Raw genomic sequence first — 12,522 nt, 5'->3', positions numbered from 1 at the left:
ATAGGTTTTAAATTTTCTTAAGTAATACAATGAGGTTAGAATTTTATTGGGTGCTCAACTCTTCCACCATAATCATTGATATATACAAAGCTCATATCTGCTAAGTTTTTATTTTTTAGTTTAATTTTATCCTCTGAAAAAGGGGCAATCATTAAGCCTTGTTGCAATAAGTCTGTTTTATGGCTTTCACTTCCTTGAAAAATGGAGCTAATAGTCAGAAAAAAGGGAGTCGGGTTCTTCACTACTAGATATTGATCATTTATTTTCCATTGAACTTTCTCACTTAGTTGCTCAATATTTTCTTTTAGATTTATAGGGCGATAAAAAAATTTAATGCGCGAACGAACAGCAAGCTGTAAAAAATTATTAGAAATAGTGGTGTTTTGGTCTTGTTGAGTTTTTCCTTCCGGTTTAGGAGGTATATCTAAAACATTAAGCCAAAAAATAGATTCTTGTTGCTGATTTAATTGAGACGTATTAGGCAGAGCTGTAATTCTTAAGGTCTGGCCTTTAGTCGCTTCTACTCGTGAAATCGGGGGAGTAATAATGAAGGGCACATTTGCTTCATCGGGAGTCGACTTTGCATTTCCATCATCGATCCAAGCTTGAACAAGAGAGGGAGCTGTACCGTTATTACTCAGTTGCAAAGTGATCTCACGTGCATTTGAAGGATAAATGACACGAGTTCCATGTAAAACAATTTCAGTATGCCCTGTGGTAGTCAGTGTTACCTGTAGACAAACTAATCCCCAAAAAAACTTACGACCACGAAAAAGCATGAGTCATATTCTCAATAATGAATAATAGATAGGAGATAGCTTCTATCTTTAAATAGAAGCTTCAATTTTAATTTTATTGATAAATAATGGTGTATTTTACTTGCGATGTTACCGTACCCGCAGTAGAAGCACCTGTAGCATAGTATTCAGCATAATAGTTAAGGTCAGCATCACCACCTGCCGAAACACTCACCCATTGTGAGTTGGTCTGAGCCGCATTCGTGCCTGTAGCGAGTACAGGAATTACAGCATTATTACTGCCTAGCAACTGGATATTCACGTTTGTTGCGCCGCCCGAGGTTGCTTGGTTTAATAAACGACCAGTATTAAAGTCAACGGTAGCACCCGGCTCAAAATAAGTTGCTACTTTACCAGCCGAAGCACAGTTCGTTAAATTAATTTGAAATGGGGTGCGACCAGCTACATCACCTGCATTTTTTAAGGTTTGAGATGAAACTGTAGGCAGGTTAATTGTTAGATTTTTATCTCCAGTATCAATCGTACAAGTATTATCCGTGACAAGACCATTAATAGTAATTGTGCCATCTGCAGCTTGTGCATTTGTTATATTTAAGAGAGAAACCGCCGCCATAAAAATAAATCTTTTCATAAAATCCCCAGAATAGCCTTTTAAAATAAATTCCATTACTTTTCAGCAAGTTTATTCTGCTTAAGTAAGGCGAAGGAAATATATCACTTTTCAACCAAAAAACAAGAAAAACACTATATTTATATATATTTTGAACGGTTGTTTTTATTAATAAATATTTTGGAAATATGTTTTTTATCAGTTGGTAAAATAATTCATGATCCATTTTTAAAATAAAATAAAAAAACTCGTAATATTTAAGTAATTGTATTTTATTAAATTAATCTAACTTTAAAAAAATTAAGATAGAAGTTGTCTGGTGTTGTGGTGTAAATTATTGTTTTTTAACCATAAAATTATTTTTTAATTTATCTTGTGAATATATTTATTTTTTAAGAATTTTTTAAGATTCAATTCCTACTGTTTTAGTTGTAATTCAATAAAAGATAATCTGGAGTTCAGTTCCATGAATACTATGAAGTATAGCTATAAACCTAATTACTTTTTCTTTGCTCATAAATTAGTTTTATTTTTAAAGGATTATCTCATCAAGCATCCGACGGAGCAGCAAACAACGTTTAACTTGCAAACGATTTATGACATCTTTAGCCATGATCTTGCTTCAAGTACGACAAACCTTGAAGGTATCTTAAATATTGCAGATGAATATGTCTTTGAAACAGAAGATGGCTTACTTCCATTAATTAGTAAGCATTCAGTCAATCTCAAAAATCATGTGCTTTCTTTAGAATTTACACCTCAAGCCTTGGCAAGTCTGTTATCAGGTCATTCGTTAGTAAATCCTAAAGCAGCTTAGATTTTCTTTTAAGGTAGAGTGAACTCATATAAAATTCATAAAATTTATTTTTAAGAGTTATTTATGAGTAAAGACTTTAAGGCCTTAACTTATATTGTGGATGATAATGTAGCAGATACAGTAACTTGGCTTTTACTCCATCAAGATGTTTTTGATTCTTTTAATTTTGATGTGTTGAGCCAAGAGTTCACAGTAACGCATGCTGCAGGGAAGGATATTATTCGAGTCGGAACCTTCCTGAATGCCACTTACGGAATATTAGTAACTTCTGTTTAAATAAAAAGCCCTGAATGATCAGGGCTTTTAAATCTTTTAACTTGAGTTAAGCACTCATTGCATCTACTGATAAATCAGCAACTGTTGGCTTTGGTTTTTCAGCTGTTAAACCTAGTTTATTAAATAAAGCTTGGTCTTTACCTTCACCGGCATTTGGTGTGGTTAGTAGTTTATCACCAGAGAATAATGAGTTTGCACCTGCCATAAATGCTAATGCTTGATCTGAATCACTTAATGATTCGCGGCCCGCAGAGAGACGGATATAACTGTGAGGCATGATAATACGTGCCACAGCAATAGTACGAATCCACTCAATAACATCAAGCTTTTCAACATCTGCTAAAGGTGTTCCTTCAATAGGAACAAGCATATTGATTGGCACAGATTCAGGATGAATTGGTAAGGTAGCTAGTTCATGTAATAAACCAATTCGGTCTTCACGAGTTTCGCCTAAACCCACAATACCGCCACTACAAACTTTCATACCAGCTTGACGAACATAATCAAGGGTATTTAAACGATCATCAAAAGTACGAGTACTAATAATGTGAGAGTAATACTCACGAGATGTATCTAAATTGTGGTTGTAATAATCTAAACCAGCAACTTTTAGGCGTTCTGCTTGAGATTGGTTAAGCATGCCTAAAGTCATACAGGTTTCCATACCTAATGCTTTAACTTCACGTACCATTTCTAAAACATAAGGCATATCGCGCTCATGTGGGTTACGCCAAGCAGCACCCATACAAAAACGTGAAGAACCGGAATCTTTTGCAGCTTTCGCTTCACTAATCACTTTTTCAACAGCAATACGTTTTTCTGCTTCTAGTTTTGATTCGTAATGTGCCGATTGTGAGCAGTATTTGCAATCTTCAGGACATTTACCCGTTTTAATAGATAAAAGGGTGCTGACCTGAATTGAATTGGCAGTGAAGTGCTCACGATGTACTTGTTGAGCCTTGAAAACTAAATCCAAAAAAGGTTGTTCATATAAAGCTTGGATTTCTTCACGATTCCAATCATTACGTAGAGTCATTGTCATATCCATGATGATGGCATTAATTCACTATACATAATCATACAGAATTCGTATTAAAGCTATAGGGCAAAAAACATCATTTTTTTAATTTGATAGCTGAAGTTGATTAAGTTGCTGTTCAATTGCCCAATCAATATGCACATTGACGATTTCGTCATGCAAGTTTTTGCCATTTTGTAGTTGATCTACAATTTCTTTTGAATAAGGAGCATTTCCTAATCCGATTGCAATATTACGTTTAAATGATTGATAACCTGTCCGGCGGATAGGGCTACCTTCCGTATTGGCTAAAAAAGTGGCTTCATCCCACTGCCAGATGTCAAGTAGGCTAATATTATCTAACCCATGTCTAGGATTAAAATCAGAAATAGATGCTGTTTTGGCAAAGCTATTCCAAGGACAAATTAATTGACAGTCATCACAACCAAATATTCGGTTACCTATACCTGCACGTAATTCTTCAGCAATAATTCCTTTATATTCGATGGTTAGGTAAGCAATGCAGCGCCTAGCATCTAACATATAAGGCTCGACAATTGCTTGCGTCGGGCAAATATCAATACACGCACTACAAGAACCACAATGTGCTGTTGCAGGCTCGTCAAACGGTAGGTCGAGTGAAGTAAATAGCTCACCTAATACGAAAAAAGAACCTGACTTTTTATGAATGAGCAAGGTATGTTTACCTGTCCAACCCATTCCAGCACTTTCAGCTAATGATTTCTCAAAAATAGGCGCTGAATCTGCAAAAGGACGAGATTCAAAGTCACCAACTTTTTCACGAATTCGTGTTGCTAAAGTTTTCAATCGGCCACGCATGACTTTATGGTAATCACGCCCACGTGCATAGCGGGCGATAATGGCAGAGTTAGGTTCCAAAGGTACATATCGGGGTTTTGGAGATTCCACAAGATAATTCATGCGGACACAAATAATACTTTTTGTGCCAGGCACTAATAGTGTTGGATCAGCTCGCTTTTCTAGATTTTCTTCTAAATAGGTCATGTCTGCATGATAACCACGTTCAAGGTACTCCAAAAAACGTGGCATTTGCTCTTGAGCATCTGGTTTTGCGATGACACAATCAGCAAAACCCAAGTCTAATGCTTGAGCTTTGATCCATGCTTTTAATTCATGTGGATCAATTTGTTGCACTGTAATACGTGATGTGTCGGAAGATGTCATAAACCAAAATGCAAGAGGATAATAATATGCAGGCGGTAGTTTACCATAGCGATGATATTCGAGCATGGGAGCGGCGCTGGTTTGCTGCGCAAAACTCCTCATTAGGTTTAATGCAGCAAGCGGCTTGGTCAATTGCCCAGCAACTTATTGAGCTTTTTAAAGATCAGGCTATTAAGAATATTGCTATTTGGTGCGGACAAGGCAATAACGCAGGTGATGGTTACTTTATAGCAAGTTACCTTAAACAAGCTGGATTTAATGTTGAAATCTTTGCAGCTCAATTGGGTGAGTCAGCCGATTTACATTGTGCAGCGCAATTTGCTAAAGAAATAAAAGTCCCAATTCACTCAAATTTTGAGATTAAAAGAACATTTGATTGTCATATTGATGCTTTATTTGGCATAGGTTTAAACAGAGAATTAAATATAGGTTGGCAACAAGTAATTCAAAAGTTTAATGAACAAGTGGGCCTAAAAATTTCGATTGATATACCGAGTGGCTTACAAGCAAATACAGGGCAAGTCTTACCTTGTGCAGTAAGAGCTGATCATACCTTTACTGTTTTAGGTCTTAAGGCAGGGTTATTTACAGGACAAGGAAAAGAATATGCGGGGGAAATTCATTTAATTAATTTAACTCCTACAGACCACGAGTTGAAACCTTTAGCTTATTTGTCACCCACAAACATTAAACTTCCTCAGCGTATGGCATTTGGTCATAAGGGAAGTTTCGGGCATGTTTTAGTGGTGGGTGGACATGAGCAAATGGGTGGGGCTGTTATTATGGCTGCTGAAGCTGCTTTTCATGCAGGTGCAGGTAAAGTGACGGTGGTTTGTCATCGTAATCATCATCAAGCTATTTTGTCACGGGCTCCTAATATTATGCTTCGTGATATTAATGCTTTAGATGAAAACAGTATTAAAGAGATTCTATCTCAGGTCGATGCAGTATGCTTTGGAATGGGATTAAGCCGTGACGATTGGGCAAAGCAGATTTACCAGCAATGGTTTAATTTGTTAAATCAGAGTACACGCCTAGAAGTTGTTTTAGATGCAGATGCTTTATGGTTTCTGGCTAAACAGCCTGAAAAGTTAAATACACATATTTATGCCACACCTCATCCTGGAGAAGCTGCTACTTTACTTGGTTGCTCTACAGCGCAAATTGAAAATGACCGAATTGCTGCAATTTATGCCTTACAACAAAAATATGCAGGCCAGTGGGTACTTAAAGGAGCGGGTAGCTTAATTTTAGAAGATAATTTGTATATTTGTACGCAAGGTAATGCTGGTATGGGAACTGGTGGAATGGGAGATGTGTTAGCAGGAATGATTGCAAGCTTAAAAGCCCAGTTTCACAAAGGTATTGCATTACATGAGATAGTGACTCTGCATGCTCAAGCAGGTGATAAACTTGCAAAACAAGGTATGCGTGGTTTACAGGCCTACCAAATGAATCAAGCCATTACTCAGGTTGTAAATCAATAAATTTTAACGTCTACGACTGCTAGAACGGCTTCGTCCACGTGCCATACCACCTAAGGCATTTAAAACAGACAATTTGCTCATACTTCCCGATGCATGAGCATGGCAGATAGCAGCAGCAAGGGCATCGGCTGCGTCGGATTGAGGTTTAATGGTCAAATTAAGTAATCGCATCACCATCATTTGGACTTGTTCTTTATCGGCAGCGCCATAACCAACCACAGACTGTTTAATTTGACGGGCAGTGTATTCTGCAACTTGTAAATCTAAATTCACTAATGCGGCTATGGCAGCACCACGGGCTTGTCCTAGTTTTAAGGCAGAGTCTGGGTTTTGAGCCATAAAGACTTGCTCAACCGCAGCTTCAGTTGGACCATGAAATTTCACAATTCGCTCAACGCCTGCAAAAATACGTTTTAAGCGTTCTGGCATTTCTTGAGTTTCTGTTCGGATTGTACCGGCATCAACAAAACGCAGTTTACTACCATCTTTTTCAATGATTCCATAACCTGTTAAGCGTGAACCCGGGTCAATACCAATAATCAGTGCCATGTGAAGACTTATTTAAATAGTTTAGAGAGTATTGTTACATAGCCAAAAAGGTTCTGCATGCGTAATTTAAAGAATGCTGCGATGAATGGTTATTTTTCGGTTTTTATGGGACTAATTTATATCTTTAAAATAATTTGATGTAATTCTATTTTAGTGGAATACTTATCTATAATTTTGGAATTAAATTTTATCGGTAGATGGAAGATATTAATATCCGCATTGCGCAGCAAGTGCGTGAAATACGTCTAGCGCGTGGATATACTCTAGATGTTCTTGCTAGTCGATGTCAGGTAAGCCGTTCTGCAATTTCACTCATTGAAAGAGGAGAAGCGAGTCCTACAGCTGTTGTCCTTGAAAAGCTGGCAAATGGTTTAGGAGTGCCTTTGACTCAGCTATTTGATAGCCCACAGAATACTCAATCGCCTCAACCTATGGTACGACGTAATCAACAATCACAATGGAAAGATCCGGAAACAGGGTATATTCGCCGTCAAGTTTCCCCTCCAAATTGGAAATCTCCATTTCAAATCGTTGAAATTGAATTTCCTGCTCAGTCTCGTGTTACGTATGAAACAAGTGTAAATTCTAAGGTTGTATTACAGCAGATTTGGGTAATTGAGGGGCAAATCGATATTCAATTGGGTGAAAACTTTTATGCTTTACAAGAGGGTGATTGTTTGGCGATGCAATTAGGTCAACCGATCATATACAGCAATCCTTCTTCTAAAACCGCTCGCTATATTTTAGTTGTATGTAATGAGCTCGTCTCTGTTCTTAAGGAATCTTCATGATTAAAAATCTTAATCCAAATTTACGTTTAATTGATTGTCATGAAGCTACACATGCAAAGGCTATATTAGATATTTTGAATGAAGCAATTATCAATTCTACCGCTTTGTATGACTATTTGCCGCGCTCTGAAGAGTCAATGAAAAGTTGGTTTGCAGTTAAAAGAGAAAATGGTTTTCCTGTCATTGGTATTGTAGATGAGACAAATAAGTTATTAGGTTTTGCAAGCTGGGGAACCTTTAGAGCTTTTCCTGCCTTTAAATATACGGTCGAACATAGTATTTACATTCATCATGAACATCGTGGTAGCGGATTAAGCAAAATTTTAATGCATGAATTGATTAAGCGTGCTCAAGAGGCAGATTTGCATGTATTGATAGGCTGTATCGATGCAACCAATCAAGCAAGTATTGGTTTACATGAAAAAATGGGCTTTATCCATGCAGGTACTTTTAAGCAAGTCGGTTTTAAGTTTGGCCAGTGGCTGGATGCTGCTTTTTATCAGTTAAATTTAAATACACCGCAGCAGCCAGTTGATGGATAAATAATAAAGCTTTCAAATTTTAAGCAAATAGCCCAGTTCATGATGATGAAATTAAATTGGGCTATAGGGTGTAAATTATAAAATACCTAATTGTTCTAATCCTTTATAAGCAATTTCTTTTCGAATAGAACTAGGTATTCCTTTTTTCATTTCTAAATTAAGTGCGAACGCTACAATTTCTCCTTGTGGTTGAACCACCCAGCCTGTAAACCAACCAACTTGTGGTTCAACATCCCATCCCCAACCACTTTTAGCATAAATTTTTCGTCCATTTTTTTCTTCTATGAACACCATAGATTGAACTTGTTCTTGCACATTTTTGCTAAAAGGAAGAGTTTTATGGGCTAGTTCATAAGCAAACTGGGCTTCTTGTTGAGGTGTAATTTTAAGTGGACCAACAAGCCAAAAATTATCTATTTTTGAACCAATATCAGCATTACCGAAACCAATACGCTTCACCTCTTTAGACATAAGATCAAGACCAATTCGTCGAGCTAGTTCCTGATAAACTGGAATAGCAGAAGCTTTCATAGCATCGCCTAATGTCATGTCTTTTTCCCAATCGGGAAATAAACGCTTTTGCCCATCCCATTTAAACACTTCAGTTGGTGTTGCTTTATGATGCTCAAGGCCGATCAAAGCATTTAACATTTTAAAGGTAGAGGCGGGAACATATTCGGTTGATGCTCTTTTAAGATCATTACCATAGACTTCCTCTGTTTGGCCACGTTTTATAATTAAAACACCTGTAGTTTGTGCTTGATCAAACAATGATTGAATTTTCTCTGAGTTTTTATTGGTAGAAATTGACTGTATTTGATGTTGTTCTACGGTATTAAAAGAACACGCCGATAAAAACATCGTACCAATGGCAAAGAAAAGAGCTTTTTTAGTCATGAGTCTATGTAGCTTTAAAAGAGTTATTCTTTAATTTAACTTGAATAGAGGTACTTTTAGATAGAGAAAATGTAAGTTATTTAGGAAACTCTATACCCATAGCTACTTTTTAAATTTCATAAAAAACTATACAAACAAAGAAATAAGTCCAAATTTTCTAAGAACCTAAGTTTTTATTGTGCTAAAAACTGCTTTTTTGAGGGCTTTTCGTTTAACTAGAGTAAAAAAATTAAAATCTGATTAAAGTTGCACTTGATAAACTTGATACAGCACTCATTAATAATAAAGCATGTTTGTTTTTATCGAGTTAAAATCAAATGTACTCTAGTATTGCAGACTCTGGCTGTTTCGATAGGGTTGGGGCAAATAAACTGCAATGAATTTTCTTTTTGAGATAGATAAAGTTTTACATGAATTTACTTCTTATTGTAGTTCTGGGCGCGATTGTTGAAATTGCTGTATGGATTGGCGTAGCACAGTTCATCAGTGGATGGTATGTATTCTTTTGGTTCATTCTTGCTTTCTTTATTGGTTTAGGACTTATTCGCAGAAGTACTGCTGGTATTATGCCTCAATTACAGCAAATGCAGATGACTGGCCAACTCGGTAATGATCCGGCAGTAACTAAAAAACTTGCTTATGCTTTTGCAGGTTTCTTATTAATGTTGCCAGGTCTTGTTTCTGATGTTTTAGCGGTTTTAATTTTGATCCCTGGTGTTCAAACTGCTTTCCGTAATATAGCGATGAGAACTCTCGCAAAACGCCAACAAGCTATGATGGAAAAAATGATGGGTGGTATGGGCGGTAATATGGGGGGGCAAAACCCATTTGCTGATCTAATGCGCCAAATGCAAGATATGCAGAATCAACAAGGTGGTGGTAGTCAAGGTCAATACCGTGATTCAAGCATTATTGATGGAGAAGCACGAGAAGTCACTCCAGACCATAAGAAAATTGAACATAAAAATAAGGATTAATAAAGACCTTATCTAAAGGCCTAAACCTCCAAAGTTTAGGCCTTTTTTATTTTTTAAGAAGATATAAATTATTTAGTTAGAGATTCAGTCGCAGCAGAATCTGGTTGAGCCAATTCAGTTGGGCTTTCTTGTGGTTTTGTTTGAGGTTGGTATTTGTTTGAAGCTAAGGCTGTTTGCTTATTTTCAGATTGTTGATAACCTCGGCTTCGGTTGGCTCGTTCGCGAAAGCCACCTTTATTAATGAGCTTTGTATGTGACATGCATTTGCCTAAAATGTGAGATTATTCGCTTATTTTAACAAATTTGGCAAAATATCAAAATAAGAAAAATAGTCCTATAAAAATAATATTTAACTTATATATATGTTTTTAATTAATATTTTTTAATTGACTCAATTGTTCATCCAGATTGAATTATCTTTTCATTTCACATAGGATAAATATAAAGGATGTATAAATTAAAAAATGTAGCAAACCTATTAAAACAACAACGGTTGAAATGAGGGAAGGAGGGTTACCTATGCTATATCAATACCATTGTGCGTGTTGCGACAAAGTTGTGGCATCGACTGATAAATCATGTCCATATTGTGGTTCACAACATATTCGAAGCCCGTATGGCTTATGGATGTTTTGTGTGATGGCTTGTTTGGCGGTTGTCGTTGTATTTAAAGTTGTCCATATTTATATCCAGAATCATCAAGATACTCCAACGCAGTCAACTTTACTGGATGTATTAAATCAGGATGATAAAACGACAAGACAATAGATTCTGATTACAGCTAAAAATGATATGGCGTCAAGGATGATTGCTAGAAGATTAAACCCCACATACCATAAAATTTGAACTATAAATAAAAAAGCCCGCTCAATGGCGGGCTTTTTACGATTTTGTTTTAGAGGCCAGCAGCATCTTTAAGGGCATCAACTTTATCAGTTTTTTCCCAAGTAAATGCAGAGTTTGAACCTTCGCGACCAAAGTGACCATAAGCCGCAGTTTGTTTGTACATTGGTTGAAGAAGATCCAACATACGAGTAATACCAAACGGTCTTAAATCGAAATGATCACGTACAAGTTGAATAATCAACTCATCAGAAACTTTTGCTGTACCAAAGGTATTAATTGAAATCGAAGTAGGTTCTGCTACACCAATTGCGTAACTCACTTGAATTTCACATTTATCAGCAAGACCAGCAGCTACAATATTTTTTGCAACATAACGACCAGCATAAGCAGCAGAACGGTCAACTTTAGATGGATCTTTACCAGAGAAAGCACCACCGCCGTGACGAGCCATACCACCGTAGGTATCAACAATAATTTTACGACCTGTTAAACCACAGTCACCTACAGGGCCACCAATAACGAACATACCTGTTGGGTTAATGTGGAACTTAGTAGCTGCATGGAACATTTCAGCAGGAATGATCGGTTTAATAATTTCTTCAATAACTGCTTCTTTAAGCTGGCTTTGAGAAATTTCAGGATCGTGCTGAGTAGATAAAACAACAGCATCTAGACGTACAGGCTTGCCATTTTCATAGGCAAAAGTAACTTGGCTCTTTGCATCTGGGCGTAACCATGGAAGGGCACCTGAACGACGAAGTTCAGCTTGACGCTCCATTAAGCGGTGAGCATAAGAAATCGGCGCAGGCATAAGCACGTCTGTTTCACGGCTTGCATAACCGAACATTAGGCCTTGGTCACCAGCACCTTGATCTTCTGGTTTTTGACGGTCTACACCTTGAGCAATTTCAGGTGATTGTTTACCAATCATATTGATTACAGCACACGTTGACCCATCAAAGCCAAGATCAGAGTGGTGATAACCAATACCGTTGACAGTATTACGAACAACAGCTTCAACATCAATATTAGCAGTCGTTGTTACTTCACCAGCAAGTACAACAGCGCCTGTTTTTACCAGTGTTTCACAAGCAACACGTGCGTATGGGTCTTCTTTTAAGATTGCATCCAAAATAGCGTCGCTAATTTGGTCGGCCATTTTATCGGGATGACCTTCGCTTACAGATTCCGAGGTAAAAACAGCGTACTCGCGCATGAAAGTCCTATCTTGGTTATTTCAAAAGACATAATATGTTACATCGACTTGAGCTTGAGGACCAGTTCATACTGACTAAAAAGCATGAATTTATTTCATTTATAGTGTGTTTTAATTGATAAGTGTATTAGCAAAATTGATATAGAAGGCTTTAATTTAAAGTATTTATATTTTAATAACTTGTTGATAGTGTGTTTTTTAAACATATAACTTAATAAAAATCTTAAATATCAGAATTTGAATTTTAAAGTAAAGAAACATGATCAACGCATACAGAATTGGCTAAAGATTTTATCGATATATCAAAAGCTAACCATATAAATGCTCTTACATTTGGTCATTGTGCAGAAAAATAAACACTGTTTTGTATAACTTAAAGATTCAAATGTTTTTTGTGTAACCAAGAAACGGTTAAAAATAAAGAAATATACCGTGTTGGGGTTTACCCTAAGCCTTTTTTTTAAGACAATATAGCGGCATTGAATGGTTATTCATCTTCTTCTTTTCATCAATCTATTAAAATTGGATTCTG

At 36.6% G+C, this 12,522-nt stretch carries 15 protein-coding genes; 7 read left to right on the top strand and 8 right to left on the bottom strand.

Annotated features, from left to right (window positions below; all coding sequences use genetic code 11):
- Window positions 1–35: 35 nt before the first annotated feature.
- Both HJG58_RS02045 and HJG58_RS02040 read right to left on the bottom strand, forming a co-directional pair.
- Window positions 36–779: a fimbrial biogenesis chaperone gene (locus HJG58_RS02045; RefSeq protein WP_170247752.1), complete on the bottom strand. Its 744-nt coding sequence runs from the start codon at window positions 777–779 to the stop codon at window positions 36–38.
- A 73-nt stretch (window positions 780–852) separates the two neighbouring features.
- Window positions 853–1,389 (bottom strand): fimbrial protein, encoded by a 537-nt coding sequence (locus tag HJG58_RS02040; protein WP_431832713.1) that lies wholly within the window; start codon window positions 1,387–1,389, stop codon window positions 853–855.
- 445 nt (window positions 1,390–1,834) lie between these two features.
- Here HJG58_RS02040 and HJG58_RS02035 point away from each other — a divergent pair, with 445 nt between their 5' ends.
- Both HJG58_RS02035 and HJG58_RS02030 read left to right on the top strand, forming a co-directional pair.
- The gene (locus HJG58_RS02035; RefSeq protein ID WP_017386793.1) at window positions 1,835–2,185 is read left to right on the top strand and encodes a hypothetical protein; all 351 of its coding nucleotides are present in this window, start codon (window positions 1,835–1,837) and stop codon (window positions 2,183–2,185) included.
- Window positions 2,186–2,248: 63 nt separating this feature from the next.
- A complete protein-coding gene (locus HJG58_RS02030; RefSeq protein WP_170247750.1) occupies window positions 2,249–2,461 on the top strand; it encodes a hypothetical protein in 213 nt (70 codons plus the stop codon).
- Between the two features lie 46 nt (window positions 2,462–2,507).
- On the opposite strand, the gene bioB is transcribed toward HJG58_RS02030, so the two are convergent.
- Both bioB and queG read right to left on the bottom strand, forming a co-directional pair.
- The gene (bioB, locus tag HJG58_RS02025) at window positions 2,508–3,497 is read right to left on the bottom strand and encodes a biotin synthase BioB (RefSeq protein ID WP_017386794.1); all 990 of its coding nucleotides are present in this window, start codon (window positions 3,495–3,497) and stop codon (window positions 2,508–2,510) included.
- 87 nt (window positions 3,498–3,584) lie between these two features.
- A complete protein-coding gene (gene queG / locus HJG58_RS02020; protein WP_171545201.1) occupies window positions 3,585–4,685 on the bottom strand; it encodes a tRNA epoxyqueuosine(34) reductase QueG in 1,101 nt (366 codons plus the stop codon).
- 26 nt (window positions 4,686–4,711) lie between these two features.
- Between queG and HJG58_RS02015 the strand changes: the two genes are divergently transcribed.
- Entirely contained in the window at window positions 4,712–6,172 is a 1,461-nt protein-coding gene (locus HJG58_RS02015) for an NAD(P)H-hydrate dehydratase (RefSeq protein WP_170247749.1), read from the top strand.
- A 3-nt stretch (window positions 6,173–6,175) separates the two neighbouring features.
- On the opposite strand, the gene ruvC is transcribed toward HJG58_RS02015, so the two are convergent.
- Window positions 6,176–6,721, bottom strand: a complete 546-nt coding sequence (gene ruvC, locus HJG58_RS02010; RefSeq protein ID WP_002121356.1) for a crossover junction endodeoxyribonuclease RuvC — start codon at window positions 6,719–6,721, stop codon at window positions 6,176–6,178.
- A gap of 197 nt (window positions 6,722–6,918) precedes the next feature.
- On the opposite strand from ruvC, the gene HJG58_RS02005 reads away from it, so the two are divergent.
- A complete protein-coding gene (locus HJG58_RS02005; protein WP_017386796.1) occupies window positions 6,919–7,512 on the top strand; it encodes a helix-turn-helix domain-containing protein in 594 nt (197 codons plus the stop codon).
- Window positions 7,509–8,054: a GNAT family N-acetyltransferase gene (locus HJG58_RS02000; RefSeq protein ID WP_170247748.1), complete on the top strand. Its 546-nt coding sequence runs from the start codon at window positions 7,509–7,511 to the stop codon at window positions 8,052–8,054. Before HJG58_RS02005 ends, HJG58_RS02000 begins: the two co-directional genes overlap by 4 nt.
- A gap of 75 nt (window positions 8,055–8,129) precedes the next feature.
- Here the strand turns inward: HJG58_RS02000 and HJG58_RS01995 are convergent, their stop codons facing one another.
- Complete coding sequence (locus HJG58_RS01995) at window positions 8,130–8,951, bottom strand: OXA-213 family carbapenem-hydrolyzing class D beta-lactamase OXA-1310 (protein WP_170247747.1); 822 nt, start codon at window positions 8,949–8,951, stop codon at window positions 8,130–8,132.
- 410 nt (window positions 8,952–9,361) lie between these two features.
- On the opposite strand from HJG58_RS01995, the gene HJG58_RS01990 reads away from it, so the two are divergent.
- The gene (locus HJG58_RS01990) at window positions 9,362–9,928 is read left to right on the top strand and encodes an FxsA family protein (RefSeq protein ID WP_017386799.1); all 567 of its coding nucleotides are present in this window, start codon (window positions 9,362–9,364) and stop codon (window positions 9,926–9,928) included.
- 68 nt (window positions 9,929–9,996) lie between these two features.
- Here the strand turns inward: HJG58_RS01990 and HJG58_RS01985 are convergent, their stop codons facing one another.
- Complete coding sequence (locus tag HJG58_RS01985) at window positions 9,997–10,188, bottom strand: hypothetical protein (RefSeq protein ID WP_170247746.1); 192 nt, start codon at window positions 10,186–10,188, stop codon at window positions 9,997–9,999.
- Window positions 10,189–10,447: 259 nt separating this feature from the next.
- On the opposite strand from HJG58_RS01985, the gene HJG58_RS18850 reads away from it, so the two are divergent.
- Window positions 10,448–10,696 (top strand): hypothetical protein, encoded by a 249-nt coding sequence (locus HJG58_RS18850; RefSeq protein WP_002121448.1) that lies wholly within the window; start codon window positions 10,448–10,450, stop codon window positions 10,694–10,696.
- Between the two features lie 127 nt (window positions 10,697–10,823).
- On the opposite strand, the gene metK is transcribed toward HJG58_RS18850, so the two are convergent.
- Window positions 10,824–11,990 carry a methionine adenosyltransferase gene (gene metK / locus HJG58_RS01975; protein WP_170247745.1) on the bottom strand — a complete coding sequence of 389 codons (1,167 nt, stop codon included), beginning with the start codon at window positions 11,988–11,990 and terminating at the stop codon, window positions 10,824–10,826.
- Window positions 11,991–12,522 lie beyond the last annotated feature (532 nt).

The sequence above is a fragment of the Acinetobacter geminorum genome, from assembly GCF_013009345.1.
Lineage (GTDB): Bacteria > Pseudomonadota > Gammaproteobacteria > Pseudomonadales > Moraxellaceae > Acinetobacter > Acinetobacter geminorum.
Note: the sequence above shows the minus strand (reverse complement) of the source record. Positions and strands in the feature narration are given on the sequence as shown.